We start from the raw sequence: 25,271 nt of genomic DNA on the forward strand, positions 1-25,271 counted from the left end.
GATCGGATTTAATTTTTCCGGGAGTGCTCACAAAAAATTTACAAGGAGCTTGTCATAATCTTTTTGCAAATTGATTGAGAAACTTATGTTTATAATCAATTAATTGCTGATTGTGTGAAAAATAGCAACAAGCATTATGATAAACAACAAACTTCTTTCATTGATTTTTCTAAAATCGGAGGCTAATTCCTTAAAGTTTTTACAGGAGAATATCAATCGCATCGATCTTAAAGTTGTGTCGATTTGTTTGATCGTTGCATTATCCTTGACGTGTACACGTTATCTTGGAAATCCCTGGTTCTTGATTTCCATCTTGCATGATCTGCGTCTAAATCAACTTGCCGAGATCATGCAAAGCATCATTGACGATCCTGTCAATGGTCAACTCTACATGCTGACGTATTGGGCCGCAGTGGCTATTTTCTTCTACTTGATTGTACCCGTAGGCATTATTCTGTTTGTTTTTAAGGAAAAACTGTCCGATTATGGCCTGAGTTCAAAGGGAGCGCTGCAAGATTATCCACTGTACCTGGGCATGCTGGTTTTCATGATTCCGCTGGTGATCTATTTTTCCGGTTCTGCTAGCTTTTTGGAACGCTATCCTTTCTATGAAGTCGCCCAGGGTGAAAATTTATTTCCTAAGTTTTTCATTTGGGAAATCATTTACTTTATTCAGTTCGTTGCGTTGGAGTTTTTCTTTCGAGGATTTATTCTGCATGGAACAAAGCAGCGTTTTGGATTTTATGCCATTTTTGTTATGGTGATTCCGTATTGTATGATTCATTTTGGTAAACCGATGGCAGAAACCATTGCTGCAATCATAGCCGGAACTGTACTGGGATTTTTCAGCTTAAAAAGCAAGAGTATTTGGTTGGGTGTTATGATTCACTGCAGTGTCGCACTGACGATGGATTTGTCTGCGCTTTTTAGAAAAGGCGGATTTTAAAATAGTGAGATGATGGGTGAAGTATAGAAAAACGAAACTGAAGCCGCGTACCTTAGGGAAGTATTTTTCGTATTTTCTCACCCTGATTTTGCTAACCGGTTGTTTATCTCCAATTGCGTTGAACCGTGCTGTTATCGCTTATGATGAAGCGGTTACCGACGCCATCTCACAGCAATTACTGGTGAATATCGTTCGTGCGCATTACCGGCAGCCGATTCATTTCACCGGCGTATCCAACATTGCCGCTACTTTCACTTTTGCTGCCAATGCCGGCGCGACGCCGGCATTGGGAGGACTTGCCGGGGCAACCTTGATGCCGATTTTCGGCGGTAGTCTGGCCGAAAGCCCGACGATCAGTATCGTGCCGATTGAAGGCGAAGAATTTACCAAACGGCTGCTGACACCCTTTCCGCAAAGCAAGCTGACATTGTTGCTACGTCAGCACTACGATGTCGATATGTTGCTGCGCATGATGGCTCAGGAAGTGCGTATGGAAGATTCCGGCCAGTATGGTGTTTACCGCAACAGCCCGTCGGACAAGTCCGGCTATGAAATGTTTCGCCGCGTCGTACTGCATCTTTCAGCGATTCAAGATCACAACCAACTGTATGCAGAACCACTATTACTGACGCATAGTTGGACGGTTCCCGCCGCTACGATTGCGCCTGATAGTTTCCAGTCGTTGCAAAAGGAATTTGTCGTGCACTATAACACCGGCGATGATACTTTTTCGCTACGCAAACAAATTCCCGGACCGATTCTGATCACCAATTACGATCCTGATTCACTGACCGAAGCAGAGCGTGAGAAATTGAACGAACGCGCTCGTGAATGGGATGTAAGCGATATTGCGTTCGATATCCGTGACGGCTATTCCGGAGGTGAATGGCCGATGAGCGGGTTTTTCCGGCTAAGAAGTTTTCATGCGATTCTCGGTTTTCTGGGTAAGTCACTGGGAACGGAAGCTGGTTATCATGTCGAGAAAGATTCCAGAACACCACCCATACTCGGCAATGAGAACCCTGATTTAACTCTGGCATTTTCGGTTTCCGGCACACCGCCGCCCGGTGCGGATTTCTCTATTCGTTGGGACAACCGCTATTACGCCGTTAATACTTCCGGTCCTTATGCACGCTGGAATCGCGATGCTTTTCAGTTATTATTCCTGTTGTTCCAGATGACCGTTACCGATTTGCCGCGAATTGGCGTGCCGAGTATCACGATTGCCAAATAGTGTTTCACGGCAATATCCTTTTTTAATCTTTCGAAGTTAAGTGCCCGGCGGCGGATTGCGCTGGTGTTGTGAGATATTTAATGAGTAACGCATTAAGCGCTGAAACATCGATTGGTTTGGTAATGAAATCGTTCATGCCGGACGCGATGCAAGCTGTTCTATCTTCTTGATAAGCATTCGCCGTGCAAGCAATTACCGGCACCAGAATTCCATTTTCTCTTAGTATTTTGGTTGATTGGATGCCATCCATTTCAGGCATTTGCATATCCATCAGGATAAGATCAAATGTATTTCTGAGCGCTAAATCAAGTGCTTCCTTACCATCGCGAGCCTTCGTCACGTTTAATTCAAACCGGTGTAATATGTGCTCCAGAATCAGCTGATTCAACGGACTATCTCTTCCGCGATTAATACATGATAACGATGTCTGCGGATTGTTCTTATTCTTGAAGTGCGTGATATAAAGGAATTGACAAATTAAAAGCCGACCCTTTACCGGCTGATGATTCTACCGTGATTGATCCGCCCATTTTATCGACGATGTTTTTGGAAATCGCCAATCCCAAACCGGTGCCGTCAAATTTCCGGGTTATCGAACCATCCGCTTGATAAAACGGGTTGAAGAGATTTCTGAGGACACTTGCATCCATGCCGATACCGTTATCTTTAAAGATGATAGAGAGCTGACCATCGCAATAATTGGCAATAATCTCAACGATACCGCCTTCTGCAAATTTGATCGCATTGGACGCGATATTGTTGATGACTTGTTTTAACCGGATTTCATCGTCTTCTACATGGAGATCTTCAGCGATGTCCTGATAATCGAACCGGAGGTTAACGCGCTTTTCCTTTGCCAGAGCGAGTAATATCGCATGACAATCCTTGAATACTTTGATGAGTGGCAGCCGTGTTTTTTCGATATGGAATTTACCCGCTTGAATTTTCGAGAAATCGAGCAATTCGTTTACGATATCGAGCAAATGCCCGCCGGATAGATGGATGTTGCGCGCATAATTTTTAATCTTTTCATGATCGGATTCCACTGCAATTAGCGCAGACAAACCCATCACGGCGTTGAGAGGGGTACGCAGTTCGTGACTGACATTCGCCAAGAATTCATCTTTCATTTGCTGCGCTTTTTGCCACTCCTTGAATGCGGTAATATCCTCGAAAACACCGACATAGCCGATTAAATGATCGTTCGCATCTCGCAATGACTGATCGATAAAAAAGTCACAAATGTCGATTGATCTTTGCGGATATAGGTCCACTCCCTGGTTTCAACTTCGCGCTTTTCCCGAGGTTTTTTGACGAAAACGTCAAATCCCGGCTCGATGCCTAGTTCTGTTGCACGATCTGCAATTTCTTCAGGTACATGAATAATGGCGGGTGTTACTTGGCCAATCACTTCTTCTGCGCGGTAGCCCAGCATTTTTTTGGCAGCAGGGTTAAAGATCAGAATGGTTCCGTTCAAATCGGTTTCGATAACGCCGTAGCGAGTCGTCTGAATGATGACCTCAATCGCCCGCACACGCATCGATGTTCTAGTATTGTTGTACCGCACCGGTGATGGAGATATGCAATATAGCCAATACAAGCCAGCGAGAATGCCACCAAAATAGCTGTCATAAAGTCATCGGAAGGGAATCAATTTGATGACTGATAATAATGTTTTTAAAGGAGATAAACCAGGAAAGAGTGAAATATATTTGGAGACCGCCCCATATTCAATGATGAGTTTCCGGCTGTTTTTTCCTGGGAATTTCTACCATGGTGGATTCAAAATTGAAGTGCAACTTTTGTAAGGAAGTTTAGGAAGCAAGCTGCGGTAGTATCGGAGCTTCTTAAACGACCAAGTAGAAGGAGCACAGATGAAGCACTACAAGCAGCTCACCAGCGAGCAACGATACCAGATTTCCGGCTTGAAGAAGGCGGGTTTGAACCAATCGCGAATAGCGGATGCAGTGGGCGTGAGCAAGTCGACGATTTCGCGGGAATTCAGGCGGAACAAGGGTCGGCGTGACTGGTATCCCAAGCAGGCGCAGGAATTACGGAACGAGCGCCGAAAACAATGCGCCAACGCCCAGCGTTTATCAATGTCGGACTGGACGGAAGTTGAGCGATTGGTTCGGCTGGACATGAGTCCGGAGCAAGCGGCCCGTCGACTTGCTTTGGAAAGTGTGTTGCAGATCAGTCACGAGACGATCTACTTGCACATATATGCAGACAAGCGTCGAGGTGGCGACCTGTGGCGGCATTTGCGTTGCCAGAAGCCCCGCAGGAAGCGTTATGCGAGCGGTCAAGAGCGCCGGGGCACGATCAAGAACCGGATCGGCATTGATGAGCGTCCGGGGATCGTGGATCAGAAGAACCGCATAGGCGACTGGGAGGGCGACACCGTAATCGGCAAGAACCATCAAGGCGCATTGGTTACGCTGGCCGAGAGGAAGTCGCGCTACATTCTGGCAGCCCAAGTGCCCGGCAAACATGCATCGGGCGTAACGGCGGCGGTAACGCGATTGCTGCGCCCCCATAAACGCAAGTGCCACACCATGACATTCGACAACGGGAAAGAATTTGCGGAGCATGAAACCATTGCTGCGAAACTCAATGTGGATATCTACTTCGCTCATCCTTATCATTCATGGGAGCGCGGCTTGAACGAGAACAGCAATGGGCTGCTGCGGCAGTATTTCCCCAAGGGAATGGAATTGATTAAGGTGACCCAGGAACAAGTACAATGGGCGGTGGATAGACTCAACCATCGACCGCGCAAGGTGCTTGGATTCAGAACCCCGTTTGAGGTGTTCTTCGGAAAGACGGTGCGCTATACCAAGCCACCGCTAGGTGTTGCACTTCGAAGTTGAATCCGCGCATTGATTGAATGCGCTTTTTCCGGGAGAAGCGTGATATCGTTCCAGAGCCTCCCGAACCACCAAATCCATTAAATCCGGCGCGCGGACACCGGCATGCCGCCATGCCATGACGAACGGCGCCCAGGCGGAGAGTCCCGGCATAGTATTGACTTCGTTGAGCACCGGGCCTTGGGGACCCAGGAAACAATCGATGCGGGCGATTCCGCGCATGTCCAATGCGCGCCAGACTTTTACAGCAAAGTCCTGTAGTTTGGCGGTATCGGTTTCGTCCAGCCGGGCGGGAACGATATCGTCGAGCGCGCCGGCGCTGTATTTGGCGTCGTAGTCGAAACTGTCAGCACGCAAGGTGGATTCGGCGATGGCGGAGATTCTCGGATGCGCTTGATTGCCGGCAACGCCGATGCCGTATTCGATGCCTGGTACCTGCGCTTCCACCAGGATTCGGCTATCCCATTTCAGTGCGTTTTCGATGGCGGATGCTAGCTCTTCGAAGCGGGTAACACGGTGCAAGCCGATCGACGAGCCCAAGCGGGCGGGTTTGATGAACAATGGTAAACCCAAGGGGCGGCAGCGTTCCAGGCAGGCCTGCGCATCATGAGCCCAGGTAACGTTGGTGACCATAGCCCAAGGTGCGACGGTCAGTCCGGCTGCTTCGCAGAATTGCTTGGTCAGAATTTTATCGATTCCCAGCGCCGAACCTTCCATATTGCAGCCGCCGTAGGGCAAGCGCAAAAATTCGAGGAAGCCTTGAATGCTGCCGTCTTCGCCGCCTTGACCATGAAAAACCGGCAGGAAAAGTCCCCAGTCGCCTTGGCCGCCATCGCGAAGGCAAGTGTCGCCGGACGGATGCGCGCGTTCCTGCAGCCATGCGCAGAGATCACCCGTCGGTGGCGTCTCGCCAGGGCCGAAGAAAGTGACGTCGTTGCGGGCAAAGAAAGTCGCGATTGCATCGCGGCAAGTAGCAGCAGGCGCCGGTTTACCTTGCTGGTCGAAATAAACGCCGCGAGCCTGATAGCGCGAAGGATCGAGGTGTAACAGGACAAACAGCCCGGATTTAACGCTCACCCAGTGTTCCGGGCTTTTGCCGCCGAATAGGACAGTTACGGTTTGACGGGTTTTGTTCATAGCCGATCCTTAAATCCGGTATTAAGTTGATTGCGCCGCCGGTGGCGATTCAATCCGGCAGCCATGATCTGATCGAGTAAAGCGGTTGGCGGCAAACCGGCTTTGGTGAATGCTTCGGCATAGACGCTGTGCGCGCCGAAACCCGGCATGGTATTGACTTCGTTGATTGCGAATTGGCCATTCTCATAGAAACAATCGACTCGAGCGCAACTTTCCAGATCCAGCGCATGCCAGGCGGCTACGGCAAGTTCCTGAAGTTGGCGGGTTTGGTTAGCATCGAGGCGGGCTGGAATGGCATCGTCTTGCGCCTGATTGCCGAATTTGGCTTCGTAATCGAAAAAATCCGGATTCAGTGCATACCCAACCACTAAAGAAACCCTCGGATCGTCGAGACCGCACAATCCGATGCCGTACTCCGGCCAATTGCATTGCGGTTCAATCAGCACACGCCGGTCTAGCGTCAATGATTGAATCAGCGCAGTAATCAGTTCCTGGCGGTTGATGGCTTTGGTGACGCCGAGCGACGATCCCAGGCTGGCCGGTTTGACGAAAACCGGGTACTGCAAGCGTTGCTCTATTTCGATTATGCGCTCGGCCAGTGCCGGGCTGATGGCTTTGATTGCATCGAAACTTGATCCGGATTGGTATTGATGATCCTTCGGCAGTCCAATCAATGCTGAAAACGCGCTATCGGTGCCTAATTCCCAATCGTCGATGGTGGCTTGCGGCAGCACCGGCAAACCGGAAACCCGCAGGATCGCCTTGGTTTTGATTTTATCGACGCTGATGACGGACGCTGCGATACCGCAACCGGCGTAGGGCAGATCCAAGCTTTCGCAAAAACCTTGGAAACTGCCGTCTTCGCCGCCGCGGCCATGAAAAGCCGGCCAGACCAAGTCCCAATCGCCGCTGGTCAAGGTGGTCCATGGGACTCCTCGCCAAGCCGCTGCTTGCCGGAAGATAGCTCGGCATTGCTCGGCGCCTGCCGGATCGCTCCAGGCTTTGATGTAGGGATGAGCCGCCCACGTTTCGAATAAACCCGGTAATTCCGCGGCTTCCGCCAAGCGGCCGTCAGGGTGCTGGTAGAAAAAGCTAGGCCGGTGATCCGGACGGAATTGGCTGAGTATCCACAGCGCACTTTCGATGCTGCCGATATGCTCAGCGCCGGTACCGCCGCAAACCAGCGCCAGCTTCAGCGAAGGCAATTGAGTTGTCACGTATTTTAAACCCCAACTTAAAACGTTTATCGTCTACCGTCGTACCAGATCGGTAATTTCTTTTTGTCGAGTAACGTTTTACGGGGGCTAAAGATGACACGCAATAATTGTCCGGCAATTTCACGGCCGGTATATAGCTGGATTTTTCGTGGAGAAGTTTCCAATGGATGACGGGACAGTATCGTGAATTTCAAGCCACGTTGCCGTCCCCATTTTTTCAGAAGTTCACTTAAATCGATTTCGTCGGCGGCGAACAATTCCTGATTGAAACCGCCCACATCGCGGAAGGCATCGGTACGGCAAACCACCAATGCGCCTGCTGCCCAATGGAAAGTTACCGATAATGCCGTCCAAAGCCGCATCGCGGCATTGCCCCACCAGGGCAAACCGGGCATGTGCAGGACACTGCCGCATCCGACATAGCGGCCGCTGTCGATCAATTTCAGGATATCGGCCACCATCCCCGGATTAAGCAAGCTGTCGGCATCGACAAACAGTAACCAATCACCGGTTGCGGCTGCAGCGCCAGTATTGCGCGCGCGCCCGATTTGATTGACCGGTTCGAACACCACTTGCGCGCCTGCTTGCTTGGCGAGCTCGGCGGTTTTATCGGTGGAATTGTTGTCTACGACTATGACTTCGTGGGTAAAACCGGGGCGCTGATTGGCGCCGACTGATTGTTGGATCGATTGCAAGCAATCAAGAATCAATTGCTCTTCATTGAACGCCGGGATAACAATCGAAAGGTGCATTAATAGTGACGGAGAAAAAATGGATAGTTGCGGTACGGATCAACGGAGAGCGATGCTGCCGCTCTCCGGTATCCATTAAAACTCGCCGGATTTAATGTAAGGTTGTGACCACAGAATCACTTGCATCAATACCGATTTACGCCATGCGTCTTGCATGCGGTCGACATCGTCGCGCGAATGGCCGCCTTTTTCCAGGAATGGGCGCAGCGTGGTGGTGATCGGGATCAGCAATGCAAAAATGTAGTGCACGTGAATGATCGGTACTGCTTTCACATTGTCGGTGGTGTTTTTCTTCGTGCTGTGATGACGCAAGCCGATTTCGTGTTGATAATTCAGCCAATCTTGATTGTAATCGGCGTTGGCGGTATCCAGAATCCATTGGCCGAAACGTTTGCGCACGCCGCCGAGGTAATCCATATTCGGTTGGCCGTCGGATGCATTGGTAAAGTAGTGCAGCAGAAAGGGAGTTGAGCCGACGAATCCATACCATACATCCAGAATTTGCTCGACTTGATCTTTCAACACGTCATGCGACATTTTCAAGTAACGCACATCGTCGTCGCCAAATAATGAGGCTTGTTTGAGTTTGGCAAAATCGTCCATGGAAACGGGAGATTTTGCAACGGCAGCGGTGCCGTAAGTATAACCGGGTATATTTGCCATAAAATTTCCTTTTTTGTAATTTAAGATGTCGATCGTCAGCGGTAACAACGTGGGTCGTTACCCAATCAGTCAATATCATGCGATGATGCATTCAATCATAGTTCGAGAATCATTCCAATGAACCGATATTCGCGGTGCGAATTTTACAGGATTGATAATTCGCAAGGCTAGATTTTTTCATGTCACTTGACCGGGCTTTTCAGCAAAGCATCCAGCCAAAACTGCCACTGCCGGTATTTTTTGCCGAGTTTGTCATTGGTTTGTTCAATAACGATTCTTTGCCTGTCTGTCCGGCTGGTAACTGTTAGTCCGGCGGCCAGCATGGCAGCACCTTGCAAGCTGGCTTCCTGTTGCTGTAAATGAAATACCGGCACGGCAATGCACTGAGCGATTCCCTGTTGCAAACAGGGCAAGGCGGATAAGCCGCCGGATAATAAAACGCCTGTCAATGGCGTGTGCCGGTGAAATTCTTCGAGGATGCGCGTCACTCTGAAAATGATCGCTTCGAGTAACAGCGAAGCGGCTTGTTGCCGGCTTAAATGAGTGACCGGCTGAGAAAAATAAAGCCCCCAGTCGCTGCGGAAATAGGGCGCACCCAGGCCGCTGGGTTCGGCTAAACAAAAAATATCGTTTGTGGCCAGATCTTGCAGGGAACAAGCATTCACCGGATAGGGGGCGAGCGCGGCGGCAATGGAATTGAGCGTACCTTCGATGGCAAACTGCGCCGGCTGGTTGCGGTTTTGGAATACCAGCGTTTGCAGGTAGCCGCCGAATGCCGGTTCGCCGCTTTTAAGCGAGCGGATGACAAAGCCGCCGGTGCCGAGATTGACCAATGCTTCGTTGCATGAATGGGTCAAGCTGGCGATCAGTGCGGCGGATTGGTCGCCAACGCTGGCTTGCAACGTCAATCCATTCTTCAAAAGAAGATTGAACCCGGTTGAAGGCTGAATCGCCGGGAGAATCGACCGCGGAATATCGAACAGCTTGCACAAATCCTCCATCCATTGCAGTTGGTGAATATCCATTAAGAGCGTGCGTGCAGCCATCGAGGCATCGGTGATGAAATACTGCTTATCCGTCCAGCGCCAAATCAAGAAGGTATCCAAGGTACCGGCCAGCCATTCACCCGTGATCAGTTTCTGGGGCCATAACGGGTTTTGCTGCAATAACACACTGAGTTTGGGAGCGAGGTAATAGGGCGTTAGCCGTAAGCCGGTCTTTGATTGAATGATGCCGGCCGATGCGTGCAGTTGGTCGCAACAACTGGCGCCGCGATCGTCTTGCCACGAGATCAGCGGCGTGACCGGTTGGCCGCTGGCATTATCCCAAATCAAAAAAGACGAACGCTGACTGCACAAGCCTAACGGCGGTTTCGGATTGGTATCCGCAAGGCATTGCGCGAGCACTTGATCGGCTGTTTCAACGTATTGCAGGGCATCGCTTTCATAGCGGCCCCGCTGTCCATTGATAGCCGGCGCCGGGCGGGAAACGATGCAGGAAAGATTGCCGGAGGCATCCATCAAAGCCGCTTTGATGGAGGTGGAGCCTAAATCCAAAGAGGCTGCTGCAATCATTCCTGGTTCCGGAAGACGCTGCAACGGGAAATCTCTTGCGCGACGCGCGCGCTGTCCCAATGCAAAGGATCAGCAACCAATCGTGCAATTTCATAAAGTTGTTCATCGCTAAGCTTGGCTAAAATGAGCAGCGGCAAGCGCCGGCGCAGCAGGTCGTCCAAATGAACGACCATTTCGTTGGTAGCGCAGTGCAGCAAATCGGCGAGAATGAGCGGTACTTCCGGCACAATGCGTTGCGCCAGTTGCGCATTGGTTTCGATTTGTCGAAGGATTTCTGGTGCTTTCATGCCGTGACGACGCAGCAGCCAGTGAGCGCTGATGGCATCGATCCCAAGTTGTGCCGCTTGCGCCGTCACCTGCGAGAACCAGGTTGCAAAATTACCCGGGGGCGCCCACGGTAATAATTTTTCCTGCGTGGTGCATTTTGCGGCACTGCCGAGTTTCTCGCAGATAGTATCGACGATACGCGCCGCGTCTTGCCGGGAGGAAGTGATTTTTCCACCAATGGCGTAATGCACATCGTTGGCAGCGGTTTTCAATTCCCAGTCGCGGCTCAATGCGGATGGCGATCCGCTCGTGGCGGATTGCAAAGATTGCTTAAACACCCGCACACCGGCAAAACTGCCGATGATGTCGCTGCGAGTCCAAGGTACTTCCAGATAGTGATTGGCAGCGGCGAGTAAGTAGTCGATATCGCTGGCTTCAACCGCTATCGGCCCGGTATCAATGTCGAAGTTGGTATCGGTTGTGCCGAGCAACGTCATGCCGTACCACGGAATCATAAAGAAAACCCGGTCATCGGCGGGAGCCGTCAGTAACAGTGCATCCGCATCCAGTACGGCAGGCATGACCAGATGCACCCCTTTGGCGAGGCGGCACCAATCCCGGCTGGGTGGTTCTCTGGCTAACCATTGACCGGTGGTGAACACGATTTGACGGGCATGGATGGTAAGTTCATTACCAGTTAGCTGGTCGCGAACGATCGCGCCGCCGGCCTTGCCTTCTGTTTCCAGAATTTGCGCCAACTGGCAGTAGTTGATGCAATAAGCACCGGCCATTTGCGCGCCGGCGATCAATTCCAAAACCAGGCGGGCGTCGTCGGTTTGCGCGTCGGCGTAGGTGAAACCGCCTTTCAGTTGATTTTGCTTGATTGCCGGAAAATGCGCGCTGAATTGCCCGGGATTGAAATATCGATGCCGCATGGACGGATCGGTATCGTGAGCCAGATAATCGTATAGCGACAGTCCCAATTTCAGTTGCAACCGGTTGAACCGCTGCCGGGCAAAGACGGGTACGCCGAAGCGCAGCGGCCAGACGCGGTGGGGTGCGAGACGCAGCAGCCGGGTGCGTTCCTGGAGCGATTTGCTGACCAGTTTGAAATCGTACGTTTCCAGATAACGCAAACCGCCGTGAATCAATTTGGTCGAAGCGGATGAAGTTGCGCTGGCCCAGTCGTTTTGTTCGACGATGGCGACTTTCAGGCCGCGCAACGCGGCGTCATACGCCGTCCAGGCGCCGTAAATACCGCCGCCGCAAATCAAAAGATCGAGTGTTGGATGTTGCAGCGCGGCGAAATCGCGGTTCATCGATCGCGCAGCATCAGCGCTCGCTGCGGCAAGTCGCTAATCAGGATATCCACGCCAAGCTGTAATGCTTTCGTGATCTCGTCATCACTGTTGCAAGTATAGACACCGGCACATTTATCGTAATCGTGCAATAAATCGACGATGGCTTGATCGATACTGTCGATCGACAGGCAGAAGCCGTGTAAGAAAGCATGTGTTGCCAGCAGCTTGCGTGCATCGCCGATGGTTTGACCGGTTTCAAAGTTATAAATCAACGGAGATTCGACGCGATACCGGTGCGCGTATTCCAGGCTTGCGAGATTAAACGACGAGACCAGTATGCGCTGACCGGGATCGCTACCGATCAAGTCGAGCGTTTGCCGCATTTTGGCATGATGACGTGAGACCGGCTCCCAATCGCGGTTCTTGACTTCGATCAGTAGCCGGCAGCGTTGCCGGTAACTGCGCAGAAAATCGTCCAGCGTCATGATACCTTCATTATCCGAATCCGGATTGATCAGTGCGCGTAATTGCTGGTAATCGAAGTCGTCGATGTGTTTACCACTCATTCCGATCTTATCGAGAAAACGGTCGTGCCAAAGCACTGTTACCCCATCGCGGCTTAGCTGCACGTCGGTCTCGATACCGTCGATGGCGTAACGCAACGCTTTATCAAAAGCGTTGCGGGTGTTTTCTATGGCTTCACGATTGGCGCCGCGATGCGCGAACACTTGGCATTTTTCCGGTTGCGAGTGTTCAAGCATCGAATTCATACAGGTATCCGTAATTATTTTTTGGCGGCTTGCAGCAGCTCGATAATTGCCGGATCTTTCGCAATTTCTGCTGCGGTTTTTCCGGTTTTACTTTTGATCGAAGTGCTCGCGCCTTTTGCCAGCAATACTTTGACGGCATCGGCATGATCATGGAGGCTGGCCCACATCAGCGCGGTGACGCCGTCGTCGTTTTGCAAGTCAATTTTTGCGCCGTTTTCCAATAAAACTTCGATGACCGGCGTATGGCCGTTTTGCGCGGCCAGAATCAACGGAGTGAATCCATTCGTGGCTTTGTGATCGATTGCAGCGCCGTGCTTGATCAGCGCTTTCACGATTTCGCTGTGCCCCATCAAAGCCGCCAGAGTCAACGGTGTGGCGCTATTTTGATCTTGCACATCGACTTTGGCGTTCTTTGCCAGTAGCGCGTTAACGATATCGCTATGGCCATTTTGCGCTGCGATAAATAATGGCGTGGTGTTGTTGGCAGCCACTAAATCGGCGGCGGCATTTTTTGCTAACAAGGTTTCAACGATCGCGACATGACCATTCCGGGCGGCCATGTACAGCGCGGTAGTATTGTCCGACGCTAGATCGTCAACTTTGGCGCCTTTTTCCAGCAGTTTATCGACCACCGGACCTTTGCCTTCCATGGCGGCGATGATCAATGCCGTGAGTTTTTCCTGGGTTTGCAGATGAATGTCCGCGCCTTTGTCCAGCAAGGTATCGACGATGGCATCTCGTCCTTTCTGGATGGCCAGCATCAGCGGGGTAATGCCATCGGTGGTTTGGACATTAATGTCAGCGCCTTTGGCTAAGAGCATATCGACAATATCCGCATGGCCGTTTTTGGTAGCGATGATCAATGCCGTGACCCCGCCAGCATTCTTGTGATTGACATCAGCATTGCTTTCCAGGAGTTTTTTGACGATCTCGCTATGACCGAATTGCGAAGCTATGATCAATGCGGTAAATCCCATTTCGTTTTGAAAATTGACATTGACGCCTTTCTCCAGAAATTGCGTGATGGTCTCGGTTTTTCCCGAGAATGCAGCCCTGAGGAATTCGGTTTCATCTTCGGTTGCGGCATGAGTTGAAGGGGTTAATAGTACGAAAATTACGATGATGCGAGCTAAAGATTTCAGTATTATCAAAAGGTAGTTCTTTATATAATTCATTGATTACACCTATTACGGGCTTGTTATTGTCAATTTCGGGTTATTAAGGAGATAACGGATCAGTGCATATGCATTGAATTTGATTGTTACTTCTTATCTTTGATATTTTAACTCAGAAATATCCGGTTAAAGATTGAATTGGGATTGAAGTTTTCTCAGGGATTGCAGAGATTTTGTGAGCCGGGCAAAAGAATTTTAGATATTTTCAAGGAATAGGCAAGTGATTACAACCAAAGACTGGATCGTTCCGGATTGGCCGGCGCCGGATAATGTCAAGGCGCTGTTTACTACGCGTAACGGCGGTGTCAGTAACGGTTCCCGCGGGATGTATGCGTCATTGAATCTCGGCGCTCATGTGAATGATGAATTGGAGAATGTGGCGCAGAACCGGGCTTTATTGCGGCGTCACTTGCCGCAGGAACCGAAATGGCTAAAACAAGTGCACGGTACGCTGCCGGTTCAGATTGAACATGTTGCGGGCGGGATTCCCGAAGCGGATGCCGCATTCAGTCGCCAGCACCGTACCGTGTGTGCGGTAATGGTGGCCGATTGCTTACCGGTATTGCTGTGTGATCAAGCGGGCACAGCCGTGGGGATTGTGCATGCCGGCTGGCGCGGTTTGGCCAATGGCGTCATCGAAAATACCGTTGAAGCGATGGGAGTGAATCCCCGTCAATTAATCGCGTGGCTGGGACCCGCCATTGGGCCGGATCATTTTGAAGTCGGCGCGGAGGTTTATGCGGCGTTTGTGCGGCATGAGGAACGGGCGGGGCAAGCTTTTCAACCCAAGCAGTCTGGCGGCGAGGCGAAGTGGTTCGCAGACATTTTTTTGTTGGCCCGGCAACGGCTCAACGGTTGCGGTATTTCAGAAATTTATGGCGGTGGAATCTGTACTTATAGCGATTCGTCACGTTTCTTTTCGTACCGCCGCGATGGTGAAACCGGGCGGATGGCGGCGCTGATCTGGTTTGAGTAAAATTTGTTGATCGGGTGAATTTAGTCAGCTGCAACAGCGTATAATCCCGCCTTTCCTTTTCGATTAGTTTTATGTCGACGCTTACCTGGATCATCGCCGCCAGTTTGCTGGGCGGGGTGTTGAGTATCTTGCTTGCCGCCGTGCTGGCGCTCAATGCCAGGATATCCTGGTTATCCTCGCTGATTTCCTATGCGATTGGCGCATTGCTGGGAGCCGCTTTCTTGAATACCTTGCCGGAAGCGCTTGAGCTTTCCGACAATCCCGTGCAAGTGTCAATGACGGTATTATTTGGCATCCTGGCTTTTTTTATCCTAGAGAAACTCGTGTTGTGGCGGCATTGTCATTTGGAGAATTGCGAAGCGCATGATCCTTCGCAAGGCCACGCATTAGAAGCGCCACCATCGCATTATCACCAGCACGATCACGGCCGTAGCGGGATGATGGTGATTGTCGGTGATACGTTTCACAATTTTGTTGATGGAATATTGATTGCGGCTGCATTTATGGTCGATGTGCAATTGGGCATCGTCACTTCGATTGCCATCATTGCGCATGAGATTCCGCAAGAAGCCGGCGACTTTATTATCTTGCTGAATTCCGGCTACACTCGCCGCCAGGCGTTTCTGATGAACTTATTTTCCAGTTTTGCAACACTGGTTGGCGGCGTTCTGGCTTATTTCGCGCTGCATAACATGAATTATCTGATACAACCGCTATTGGCAATTGCCACTGCAAGTATGATTTATGTGGCCATGTCAGACTTAATCCCCGGATTGCATAAACGCCCGGAAATTCATGCGACTATCCAGCAAGTGACTTTGATTTTGTTGGGAATCGCATCAATCTGGATCATTGGGGATATATTTCCCCATGCCGGATGATTGGAAGTAAGTGGTTGATGTGAATAATGTTTTTATATGATAAGGACTTAAACAATGAAACAATGGTTCATACTTATGCTGTTACTTGTTTGCAGCAGCTTTGCACAAGCGGATGACAGCGTAGTCTTGAAAGCAGTGGAAAGTGTTGCGCGATCATGGTTTGAGTTAGTGGATGATGGAAAATACAAAGAAAGCTGGGAAATGTCGTCGACTTTATTTAAAACCAAAACTCCGGAAGCAGAATGGCTAAAATCGATAGCTGGAATCAGAACCCCTCGTGGTGCAATGACCGCCCGGTATTTGGCTACCGCAGGTGCGACCAAATCAATCTCCGGATTTCCGGACGGCGAATATATCGTGCTGCAGTTTTATACGACTTTCGCTGAGAAAGGGCTGGCAATGGAAACGGTTACACTGGCTAAAACCGGCGAGAATGCTTGGCAGATCGCGGATTATGCGATTAAGTGAAGTGGCCTAATTTCCTGATGTCGCGCCTCTGAATCCTTCCGAAATCCGGTAATAGACGCGTCTTACCGGCGTGCCGTAACGTTCTATCACGCGATACTCAATCGATCCGGGTTGCACTAGCATCGGTTTGAGATCGATACCCTGCCGGGTTTTTTCCAGGTGACGGCGTTTCATGCCAACCTGAATGACCGGGCGATCCACAGGTGCTTGTGAAGGTTGCCAGTATTCATACATGGCGCCGCTATCGCCAAACATATTGCGTGAGCGGATATCCAATGCTGCGCTGCCATGAGTGTAAAACGCCAGGGCGCTGGCAACCGACCATTTGCTCATGCCTACGATAACCGGTTCCTTGCCGGTTTGATTCCTGACATCTTCAACAATTTGTTTGATTTCATCGGCCGTTTCCCGCCAGAAATAATGTTCGGTAAACAGATGATAGGGAATGCCGGGTATTCCCAATACGACGTAGTGCAATACAAACGCATAGGCCAGAATACAGCTGACGGCCATGAGCCGCCAGCCCTTTTGGATGCGCCTGCCAAACGCTCCGAGTTGGCTGCTATGGCCAATCATCCAGGCGATGGTGGGTAAAATTGCCAGCCAGATGGGGGCGGTCCAGTGAAATCGCGGTGCATCCGATAGGCTTGCAATGAAGAAGATGATCAAGGGGACGCCGGTGAAAATTTGCACAAACAAATGCTGTCTGCGTTCCAGTGGTTGATCGTCCGGTTTCTTGATTGAGAATAAAGCGAGTGCCGCTGCGGCAAAGCCGACGGGTGTTAATAATACGATGATGTGAAGCAATAATTGATGAACCGCAAACTGATAGCGATCCGTCAGCACGCGATTGGATTGGAAAGCAAACGACGCCCAATCATTTTCATAGTTCCACAGTATCACCGGTGAAAACAGCAGCAATGCCAGCAGTGCGGCCAGATAAGGATAAGGACGCAACATCCAGCGGCGCGCGGCGGGATCGATGATGACGAACACCAGTGCGGCAATTCCTAATAGCCCGAGGGTATACTTGGATAGCAGTCCGAGACCGAAAGCAATGCCCATTCCGAGCCAGGCGGAACGTTGTTCTGCAACCAGCGCGCGTTCCATGTAATAGAGGGTGGCAGCCCATGCGGCGACTAACGGCGCATCCGGAATCATCAAAAAACCCGAACCGAATCCCAGCGGTAAGATGACCAGCAACAACATGGTGCGCATCGCGGTCGATTTGTCATACAAATTCAGCGCCATGGCATACAAATATCCCATTGCGATCAACCCGCTGAGCAACGCGCCGATTCGAACGCCAAATTCGTTGTGGCCTAAGATCGATGTGCCTAACCAAATCAACCAAGCGACCATGGGCGGGTGGTCGTAAAAACTCAGATCCATGTGCTGCGCGTATTGCCAATAGTAGGTTTCGTCCGGAATGAGCTGGGCCAGGCCGAAATAAACCAAACGTAGCAGTACCGCGAATAGAACAATGCCGATAGCCGCCGTACGCCATTGGATATCGAGGGATGGCGGATTCTTTTGATCAGGAAAGACATAAAAAGCGGAACCGAGATAGTTCACGATAGCGGTAGCGGCAATCGCCGGAAAAATTGCCAGTGCGGGTGGAACCTGCAAGACATAAACCAGCAATGCTAAGACGCCGCCACGCAGCAATAAAGCCAGCAGACCAACGGTCAGGAAGCGGCCGAATTGATGCCAGTGTAAATAACCCTCATGATGATCCCGGAAAGACCATTTGGAATTTAACGCGTAATTGGTGGTTGCGGCCACGAAGAAACTGACAAAGTGTGACATCGCAAGTCCGGCGTCACGGCTGATCATCCATTGGAAAACCAAAGCGTCGATGATCACGCCGAACAATCCAACAACCGCAAACCGGCCCGCGGTATTGAGCGAAGCGGTGCCGCCGGCTAAAGTGACCAAACGTTGCAGGTATGCCTGCTGATGAGAAAACGATAATTTCGATGCGCCGTGCGTGCGATCGCTAAAGCAGATCGGGATTTCCGTGACACGGATTTTCCCTTGGTTGGCCATCAACAGTTCCAGCAAGATCTTGTAACCGCGCGCATGACCTGAAATGTTATCTGCCAGTTCGCGGCGGAACGCAAAAAAGCCGGAGGTGGCGTCGTTGACATCGCAGATGGGGCGCGCAATCAAACCGCCGATGCGTGATAGCAGTTGGCGGTACAACGGCCAATTCTCGGTTTTGCCGCCGGCGATATAGCGGCTGCCGATGGCAACATCGTAAGAATGGTTCAATACCGGCGTGACAATAGCCGGCAATCGTTCGGGCGGATGACTCAGATCCGCGTCCATCACGACAATGACGTTACTTTTGGCTGCTGCAACACCCGCTAGAATCGAACCGGTTAGATCGGGTTTCTCGCGCCGTTCGATCAGGCGGACGCTGGTTTGTTTGGCCCAGTTCCGCACTTTATCCGGTGTGCCGTCGGAGGAGCCGTCATCCACAAAAATAACTTCAAAGGATCCCGGAGTAAGATCCAGGGCTAGAAGGCGGGTGACGAGTGCATCAATATTCTCAGCTTCATTGAGTGTGGGCACTACGATGGAAAAATCGGTCATGCAATTCCAAAGGCGGGTTCAGGGAGTAATGGCGGCATTTTATTTTTGTTGTTTCTGGTACTTATTAACGGCCTTATTGTGATCCGCCAGGTTTGTGGAAAAATGCGATTCACCATTGCCTTTTGCAACAAAATAAAGAGAATCGGTCTCAGCGGGGTTCAGTGCGGCACGAATGGAGGCAAGACCCGGCATGGCGATAGGCGTGGGCGGCAAGCCGTGACGCGTATAGGTGTTATAGGCTTGGTCGGCTAAAAGATCTTTCTTGCGAAGATTTCCATCAAACTGTTCACCCAAGCCATAAATGACCGTAGGATCCGTTTGCAATCGCATTCCTTGCCGCAGCCGGTTAATGAACACGCCGGCGATTTCGGCGCGGTCGGTTTCCACACCGGTTTCTTTTTCGACGATCGACGCCAGAATCAGCGCTTCATAAGGTGTCGTTAATGGTAATGACTGGGTGCGCGATGCCCATTCTGATTGCAAGTGCTTATGCATGGTGCGATAAGCGCGCTGCAAAATCTCGATATCGCTGCTGTCCTTCAAAAAATAGTAGGTATCGGGGAAAAAAATCCCTTCCGCGGCGGTTTCGGTTGCACCGATCATGCGTAAGATCTCTGATTCATCTAAATCAGCCGTGAGATTTTTTATAAGCGGGTGTTCATTTAGCACTTGCCGTAATTGCGCGAATGTCCAGCCTTCAATGAATCTTACTGCATTGCGCTTGGCATCGCCAGAAGTTAAGTAATTTAGAAGCGCCAGCTGAGTAACTGTTTCATTGAGCAGATAATCGCCTGCTTTGATTGCTGATTCTTGATCCAAGTAACGAGCAAGTAGGATGAAGGTCCACTTATTGAGGATAACCCCATCGTCTTCCAACTGCTGTGCAACCTGTTTTAGATTACTGCCTGCGCGGACGGAAAACTCATAGGGTAGGGTTGGAAGCGTGATACTCGAATGAACATGAAGATAAAACCATGCCACAAGCAGCATGGCCATAAGCACACTAATATAGAGGAGGCGTCTTAGCGTGCGCATGCATCGGATGGATAAGATTACACACTTCGGAAAACAAGCGTGCCGTTGGTTCCACCAAATCCGAAGGAGTTGGATAAAGCAACTTTGATATCCATATCCCGGGCAGCATTGGGAATATAGTCCAGATCACATTGCGGGTCTTGATTGATCAGATTGATCGTGGGCGGTGCAATTTTATGATGGATGGCCAGAACCGAGAAAATTGCTTCTACGCCTCCGGCAGCGCCCAGTAAGTGACCTGTCATGGATTTTGTGGAGTTAACAGCCAATTTCCGGGCATGATCGCCAAAGCAGCGCTTAACCGCGATTGTTTCCGCAATATCTCCCAATGGGGTCGAAGTACCGTGTGCATTAATGTAATCAACTGCAGTCGTATCAATACCTGCATTTTTGAGTGCATTGGACATGCAGCGCGCGGCACCTTCTCCGTCGTCGCAGGGTGCGGTCATATGAAAAGCGTCGGCGCTCATTCCAAAACCCGCAAGTTCGGCATAAATTTTCGCTCCGCGTTTTTTGGCATGTTCCATTTCTTCCAGTACCAAAACGCCTGCGCCTTCACCTAACACAAAACCATCACGATCAATATCCCAAGGACGGCTTGCGGATTCCGGATGGTCATTTTGGCTTGATAAAGCTTTAGCGGCCGCGAAGCCGCCGATGGCCAATGGCGTAACACAAGATTCCGCGCCGCCACAAACCATCACATCGGCATCGCCGTATTCAATCATGCGCGCGGAATTGCCAATGCTGTGCGTCGCCGTTGTACAAGCGGTTACAATCGCAAAATTAGGTCCTTTATATCCATACATGATGGATAAATTACCGGCGATCATGTTGATAATCGTGCTGGGGATAAAGAAAGGTGAAATTTTACGCGGTCCGCCGGCATGATAAGCGGTGTCGGTATTCTCTATCATCGGCAGTCCCCCAATACCTGAGCCGATATTCACGCCAATTCTTTCCGGATCGAGATGAGAAATATCGTCAATGCCAGCATTTTTTACGGCTTGGATAGCCGCTGCCATGCCGTAATGAATGAAAATATCCATCCGGCGAGCCTCTTTGGGCGAGAGGTATTGGTGAATATCAAAATCTTTTACTTCGCCAGCGATCTGTGAAGCAAAAGCGGATGCATCGAAACGAGTAATCCGGGTGATTCCGGATTTTCCTGAAATAATGTTATCCCATGCGCTGGAAATTGTGCTTCCTACAGGCGAGACGATACCCAGTCCGGTTACTACTACCTTGCGTTTGGACAAAATGACTCCGCGTGAATGTGCTTATCTTGTGAAGAAACTAATACTAATTCGTGGTGTGTGCTGTGACGTAGTCTATCGCTTCCTGGACGGTATTGATTTTCTCAGCTTGCTCATCCGGAATTTCACATTCGAATTCTTCTTCCAACGCCATTACCAGTTCAACCGTATCGAGTGAATCGGCTCCAAGATCATTAACAAAGGACGATTCATTTTTAACTTCAGCCTCGTTAACGCCCAGTTGTTCAGCAACAATTTTTTTAATACGCTGTTCAATATTTTCCATCTAGGTATTTCCTTATCAGGTAAGATAAACTCGATTATTTTAACAAATTTTCAATCTCAACAACACTGCAACTTAGCTAATAATCCTCCTTCGCAGACCTCGATCTGGAGGTTAATCCATATACATTCCGCCGTTTACGTGAAGCGTTGCACCTGTAATGTAGCCGGCTGCTGAAGAAGCTAGAAAAGCCACGGCCGAGGCGACTTCTTCAGGGCGTCCTAATCTTCCCAGCGGGACATGTTGGATCAGGTTTTGTTGAAAGGCATCAGCCAGCGAGCGGGTCATATCGGTATCGATAAAGCCGGGAGCAACACAGTTAACAGTGATATTGCGACTGCCAACTTCTCGCGCCAGCGATTTACTGAATCCAAAAATGCCAGCTTTGGCCGCGGCATAATTCGTTTGCCCCATGTTCCCCATAGCACCGACAACCGATGAAATATTGATGATACGACCGTAACGAGCTTTCATCATTGCGCGAAGCACCGCGCGGCTTAAGCGGAATACCGATTTCAAATCGGTTTCCATAATGTCATCCCATTCCTCATCTTTCATGCGAACGAGCAAATTATCACGGGTAATTCCAGCGTTATTGATTAATATTTCGACATCACCGAATTTCTCACGGATATCCGCGATAGTGCTTTCGATTTGCGCAGCATCATTGACATTCAGGACTACGCCATGTCCTTTGATGCCGGCTTTTTCCAAGTACTGGCTAATTGCGTTGGCGCCATTTTCACTAGTGGCTGTGCCAATTACCACTGCGCCGTGTTGACCGAGCTTAAGCGCTACCGCCTGCCCGATTCCGCGGCTGGCACCGGTAACTAACGTTATTCTGTTTTCCATATCATTTCCCCATCATTACCAGAGCCATGACAACTTGTAATTAATATTCATTTGTTTAACCTGCCTTTAATTGATTAACAGCTTGCTTGATGGTTTCACTATCCGTCAGCGAGAGCTGTTGCAAATTTTGATCGATACGTTTGTTTAATCCAGCCAACACTTTTCCCGGTCCGCATTCGACCACGTGCGTGACGCCTGTAGCCGCAATAGCCCGGATCGTGTCGACCCAGCGTACTGGACTTACGAGTTGTTGCACTAATCGGTCTTTGATGGTTGCCGGATTGGTGTGAGATTTTACATCGGCATTGTGCAGAATTGGTAAGTCCGGCGCATGCAGCGGCACTTTTTCCAGTTGTTGTTTCATCTGTTCCGCGGCCGGCTTCATCAGCGAACAATGCGAAGGGATGCTCATCGGCAGCATGATCGCTCTTTTGGTGCCTTTCGTTTTTGCCAGTTCGATTCCTTGTTGAATGGCATTTTTGTGTCCGGCGATGACAACTTGGCCCGGAGCGTTGAAATTAGCCGGTTCCAGTGATTCGCTGTTACTTTGAGCGGTTATGTCGCGGCAGATGGTTTCGATGATTGCATCGTCCAGTCCCAGAATTGCCGCCATTCCGCCGGTGCCTTCCGGTACCGCTTGCTGCATTGCTTGCGCCCGATAGCGAACCAATGCCAGCGCATCGGCAAAACTCAAAGCCCCAGCCGCGACCAAAGCCGTGTATTCACCCAGGCTATGCCCGGCGATGATCGCCGGTTTTGTTCCGCCAAGATCCATCCATGCCCGATAAACCGCGATTCCCGCAGTCAACATGATTGGTTGGGTATTGACGGTAAGATTCAAATCGTCGGCTGTACCATTACTCACCAAGGACCATAAATCTTGCTTGAGAATATCGGAAGCTTCTGAAAAAGTTTCCTGAATGACGGGTAACCCGGCGTAACCGTTCATCATGCCAACCGATTGCGAGCCTTGCCCGGGAAATACAAATGAAAATGTCATAAATCACCAGCGCAGTAACACTGCCCCCCATGTAAAACCGCCGCCAACTCCTTCAAGTAATAGCAATTGATCTCGCTGTATACGGCCGTCCCGTACCGCGATATCCAGCGCCAGCGGGATCGAAGCTGCGGATGTATTGCCATGCTTGTCGACCGATACGACAACTTTATCCATCGGTAATCCCAATTTCTTGGCGGTCGATTGTATTATTCTGATATTCGCTTGGTGCGGGATGAGCCAATCAATATCGGTCGATTGCAGATTATTTTTCTCAACCGCTTCTTGCACGACTTCTTCGAGCACTTTGACGGCAAATTTGAAAACGGCATTCCCTTCCATATTGATGTAGGGATTGCCTTGCACCCTTCCACCGCTGATACACCCGGGGGCCGACAAAATATTGCTATGACTGCCGCTGGCATGGAGATGGCTTGATAAAATGCCGGGCTGATCGCTCTGTGACAGAACCACAGCTCCGGCGCCATCGCCGAATAAAACACAGGTGTTGCGGTCGTTCCAGTCGAGTATTTTGGAATAAATTTCACTGCCTACCACTAGGGCATTGCGGCATTTCCCGGAGCTGACAAACATGTCGGCCGTTGCCAGTGCATACACAAAGCCGCTGCAAACCGCCTGCACATCGAATGCCGGGCAATTTTCAATGCCCAGTTTATTTTGCAAGATGCACGCAGTGCTCGGAAATATCATGTCCGGCGTTGTCGTGGCGACGATAATCAAGTCGATATCGTCACTGCTGACGCCGGCAGCCTGCATGGCATTCTGGCTGGCATACAACGCCAAGTCGCTGGCAACCTGATCATCGCGTGCAATATGACGCTGCGTGATGCCGGTGCGGGTTCGTATCCATTCATCACTGGTATCGACCATACGTTCCAGATCGGCGTTGGTGAGAATTTTTTCCGGTAAGTAACTACCTGTACCTGTGATTCTTGAATACATTTATCTGGCCAATTTAATTAGAAGTGGATTGAGCGTGACGGGAAAACTCTGCGACCCGCTCACTGATATGCCGCAGCATGCCGCCTCGCACTTCATCGGCGGCGCGTTTGATTGCGAAACTGAAGGCATATTTATCCGCAGATCCATGGCTTTTGATGACGATACCGCGCAACCCTAAAAAACTGGCGCCATTATAGCGGCGATGATCCACCCGGTGCTTGAAGGATTTGATTACCGGCATTGCAATCACGCCGGCCAACTTAGTCAAGAGATTCCGCTTGAATTCTTGCCGTAAATAAGTTGCCAGCATTTGAGCCAAGCCCTCAGACGTTTTTAACGTGATGTTTCCAACAAACCCATCACATACCACGACATCGGTCGTTCCTTTATAAATATCGTTACCTTCAACGTTACCATAAAAATTGAGACCGCTACGGCGCAACAGCTCGGCAGCCTGTTTTACGACTTCATTGCCTTTAATTTCTTCTTCTCCGACATTGAGTAAGCCTACGCTGGGGAACGCTTTATTTTCGACTGAGGATACCAGCGAAGCACCCATGATACCAAATTGAAACAAATGTTCGGCAGTGCAATCGATATTGGCTCCCAAATCCAGAACGTAAGTATGGCCAGTGCTGGTGGGTAAAACGACTGCAAGCGCAGGGCGATCCACGCCGGGAATTGTTTTCAAGACGAACCGGGACGTTGCCAGTAGCGCGCCGGTATTGCCGGCACTGATACAAGCCTGGGCTTCCCCTGTTTTGACAAGATTGATAGCCACGCGCATCGACGAATCTTTTTTGCCGCGTAAAGCCGCTGAAGGCGATTCGTCCATGCCGACAACTTCACTGGCGGGGTGTAGGCGGATTCTCGGACCAAAATCCGCTTTGGCGGCGTGCAACTCAGCTTCAATCGCGTCGGGAATTCCAACCAGAATGATGTTAGCCTCGGGATCCTGCCGCAAATAATCCAGAGCGGACGGCACAGTAACATGGGGGCCATGGTCGCCGCCCATGCAATCTATTGCTACAGTGATATCCAATTTCGGTGCTCTTGAGA

Annotated in this window: 25 protein-coding genes; 6 read left to right on the forward strand and 19 right to left on the reverse strand. The window is 50.4% G+C overall.

Features of this window, described 5'->3' with window-relative positions; all coding sequences use genetic code 11:
- Positions 1-301 precede the first annotated feature (301 nt).
- Positions 302-946 carry a CPBP family intramembrane glutamic endopeptidase gene (locus tag RBH92_RS04445; RefSeq protein ID WP_307933442.1) on the forward strand — a complete coding sequence of 215 codons (645 nt, stop codon included), beginning with the start codon at positions 302-304 and terminating at the stop codon, positions 944-946.
- Between the two features lie 16 nt (positions 947-962).
- A complete protein-coding gene (locus tag RBH92_RS04450) occupies positions 963-2,180 on the forward strand; it encodes a hypothetical protein (RefSeq protein WP_374049949.1) in 1,218 nt (405 codons plus the stop codon).
- Positions 2,181-2,202: 22 nt separating this feature from the next.
- Here the strand turns inward: RBH92_RS04450 and RBH92_RS04455 are convergent, their stop codons facing one another.
- Genes RBH92_RS04455 through RBH92_RS04465 form a run of 3 tightly spaced genes read right to left on the reverse strand, consistent with a single transcriptional unit; the run spans position 2,203 to position 3,747 of the window.
- The gene (locus tag RBH92_RS04455; protein WP_307933443.1) at positions 2,203-2,568 is read right to left on the reverse strand and encodes a response regulator; all 366 of its coding nucleotides are present in this window, start codon (positions 2,566-2,568) and stop codon (positions 2,203-2,205) included.
- A 52-nt stretch (positions 2,569-2,620) separates the two neighbouring features.
- Entirely contained in the window at positions 2,621-3,397 is a 777-nt protein-coding gene (locus tag RBH92_RS04460; protein ID WP_307933444.1) for a sensor histidine kinase, read from the reverse strand.
- A complete protein-coding gene (locus tag RBH92_RS04465) occupies positions 3,373-3,747 on the reverse strand; it encodes a PAS domain-containing protein (protein ID WP_307933445.1) in 375 nt (124 codons plus the stop codon). Before RBH92_RS04465 ends, RBH92_RS04460 begins: the two co-directional genes overlap by 25 nt.
- A gap of 307 nt (positions 3,748-4,054) precedes the next feature.
- Here RBH92_RS04465 and RBH92_RS04470 point away from each other — a divergent pair, with 307 nt between their 5' ends.
- Positions 4,055-5,050, forward strand: coding sequence for an IS30 family transposase (locus RBH92_RS04470; RefSeq protein WP_307931565.1), 996 nt, complete (start codon positions 4,055-4,057; stop codon positions 5,048-5,050).
- On the opposite strand, the gene RBH92_RS04475 is transcribed toward RBH92_RS04470, so the two are convergent.
- The 8 genes from RBH92_RS04475 to RBH92_RS04510 all read right to left on the reverse strand — a co-directional run bounded on the left by RBH92_RS04475 (position 5,027) and on the right by RBH92_RS04510 (position 13,903).
- Positions 5,027-6,184, reverse strand: coding sequence for a D-alanine--D-alanine ligase family protein (locus tag RBH92_RS04475; protein ID WP_307933446.1), 1,158 nt, complete (start codon positions 6,182-6,184; stop codon positions 5,027-5,029). The two genes, RBH92_RS04470 and RBH92_RS04475, sit on opposite strands and share 24 nt — an antisense overlap.
- A complete protein-coding gene (locus RBH92_RS04480) occupies positions 6,181-7,401 on the reverse strand; it encodes a D-alanine--D-alanine ligase (RefSeq protein WP_307933447.1) in 1,221 nt (406 codons plus the stop codon). The genes RBH92_RS04475 and RBH92_RS04480 overlap by 4 nt, the downstream gene beginning before the upstream one ends.
- Positions 7,402-7,427: 26 nt before the next feature.
- Positions 7,428-8,153, reverse strand: a complete 726-nt coding sequence (locus RBH92_RS04485; RefSeq protein WP_307933448.1) for a glycosyltransferase — start codon at positions 8,151-8,153, stop codon at positions 7,428-7,430.
- Between the two features lie 75 nt (positions 8,154-8,228).
- On the reverse strand, positions 8,229-8,816 hold the full coding sequence (locus tag RBH92_RS04490; RefSeq protein WP_292924014.1) for a protoglobin domain-containing protein: 588 nt from the start codon (positions 8,814-8,816) through the stop codon (positions 8,229-8,231).
- Positions 8,817-8,998: 182 nt separating this feature from the next.
- Entirely contained in the window at positions 8,999-10,390 is a 1,392-nt protein-coding gene (locus tag RBH92_RS04495; protein WP_307933449.1) for an FGGY family carbohydrate kinase, read from the reverse strand.
- Complete coding sequence (locus RBH92_RS04500) at positions 10,387-11,976, reverse strand: glycerol-3-phosphate dehydrogenase/oxidase (RefSeq protein ID WP_307933450.1); 1,590 nt, start codon at positions 11,974-11,976, stop codon at positions 10,387-10,389. The genes RBH92_RS04495 and RBH92_RS04500 overlap by 4 nt, the downstream gene beginning before the upstream one ends.
- Positions 11,973-12,728 (reverse strand): glycerophosphodiester phosphodiesterase, encoded by a 756-nt coding sequence (locus tag RBH92_RS04505; protein WP_307933451.1) that lies wholly within the window; start codon positions 12,726-12,728, stop codon positions 11,973-11,975. The genes RBH92_RS04500 and RBH92_RS04505 overlap by 4 nt, the downstream gene beginning before the upstream one ends.
- A 14-nt stretch (positions 12,729-12,742) precedes the next feature.
- Positions 12,743-13,903 carry an ankyrin repeat domain-containing protein gene (locus RBH92_RS04510; protein WP_307933452.1) on the reverse strand — a complete coding sequence of 387 codons (1,161 nt, stop codon included), beginning with the start codon at positions 13,901-13,903 and terminating at the stop codon, positions 12,743-12,745.
- Positions 13,904-14,126: 223 nt separating this feature from the next.
- Here RBH92_RS04510 and pgeF point away from each other — a divergent pair, with 223 nt between their 5' ends.
- From pgeF to RBH92_RS04525, 3 genes are all read left to right on the forward strand, one after another.
- Positions 14,127-14,879: a peptidoglycan editing factor PgeF gene (pgeF, locus tag RBH92_RS04515; protein ID WP_374049962.1), complete on the forward strand. Its 753-nt coding sequence runs from the start codon at positions 14,127-14,129 to the stop codon at positions 14,877-14,879.
- A 71-nt stretch (positions 14,880-14,950) separates the two neighbouring features.
- Positions 14,951-15,760, forward strand: coding sequence for a ZIP family metal transporter (locus RBH92_RS04520; protein WP_307933454.1), 810 nt, complete (start codon positions 14,951-14,953; stop codon positions 15,758-15,760).
- A gap of 54 nt (positions 15,761-15,814) precedes the next feature.
- Positions 15,815-16,228, forward strand: a complete 414-nt coding sequence (locus RBH92_RS04525; RefSeq protein WP_307933455.1) for a DUF4019 domain-containing protein — start codon at positions 15,815-15,817, stop codon at positions 16,226-16,228.
- A gap of 6 nt (positions 16,229-16,234) precedes the next feature.
- Here RBH92_RS04525 and RBH92_RS04530 read toward each other — a convergent pair whose 3' ends face one another.
- The 8 genes from RBH92_RS04530 to plsX form a co-directional block, all read right to left on the reverse strand.
- Positions 16,235-18,826 (reverse strand): glycosyltransferase family 39 protein, encoded by a 2,592-nt coding sequence (locus RBH92_RS04530; RefSeq protein WP_307933456.1) that lies wholly within the window; start codon positions 18,824-18,826, stop codon positions 16,235-16,237.
- Between the two features lie 39 nt (positions 18,827-18,865).
- On the reverse strand, positions 18,866-19,861 hold the full coding sequence (gene mltG, locus RBH92_RS04535; RefSeq protein ID WP_374049950.1) for an endolytic transglycosylase MltG: 996 nt from the start codon (positions 19,859-19,861) through the stop codon (positions 18,866-18,868).
- Positions 19,862-19,878: 17 nt separating this feature from the next.
- Positions 19,879-21,120, reverse strand: a complete 1,242-nt coding sequence (gene fabF / locus RBH92_RS04540; RefSeq protein WP_307933458.1) for a beta-ketoacyl-ACP synthase II — start codon at positions 21,118-21,120, stop codon at positions 19,879-19,881.
- A gap of 43 nt (positions 21,121-21,163) precedes the next feature.
- Positions 21,164-21,403 carry an acyl carrier protein gene (gene acpP / locus RBH92_RS04545; protein WP_292917131.1) on the reverse strand — a complete coding sequence of 80 codons (240 nt, stop codon included), beginning with the start codon at positions 21,401-21,403 and terminating at the stop codon, positions 21,164-21,166.
- A gap of 111 nt (positions 21,404-21,514) precedes the next feature.
- Positions 21,515-22,252, reverse strand: a complete 738-nt coding sequence (gene fabG / locus RBH92_RS04550; RefSeq protein ID WP_307933459.1) for a 3-oxoacyl-ACP reductase FabG — start codon at positions 22,250-22,252, stop codon at positions 21,515-21,517.
- Positions 22,253-22,307: 55 nt separating this feature from the next.
- The gene (gene fabD / locus RBH92_RS04555) at positions 22,308-23,252 is read right to left on the reverse strand and encodes an ACP S-malonyltransferase (protein ID WP_307933460.1); all 945 of its coding nucleotides are present in this window, start codon (positions 23,250-23,252) and stop codon (positions 22,308-22,310) included.
- 3 nt (positions 23,253-23,255) lie between these two features.
- Entirely contained in the window at positions 23,256-24,212 is a 957-nt protein-coding gene (locus RBH92_RS04560; RefSeq protein WP_292924040.1) for a beta-ketoacyl-ACP synthase III, read from the reverse strand.
- A 13-nt stretch (positions 24,213-24,225) separates the two neighbouring features.
- Complete coding sequence (gene plsX / locus RBH92_RS04565) at positions 24,226-25,254, reverse strand: phosphate acyltransferase PlsX (RefSeq protein ID WP_292924042.1); 1,029 nt, start codon at positions 25,252-25,254, stop codon at positions 24,226-24,228.
- Positions 25,255-25,271: the final 17 nt, after the last annotated feature.

Source organism: Nitrosomonas sp. sh817 (assembly GCF_030908545.1).
Lineage (GTDB): Bacteria > Pseudomonadota > Gammaproteobacteria > Burkholderiales > Nitrosomonadaceae > Nitrosomonas.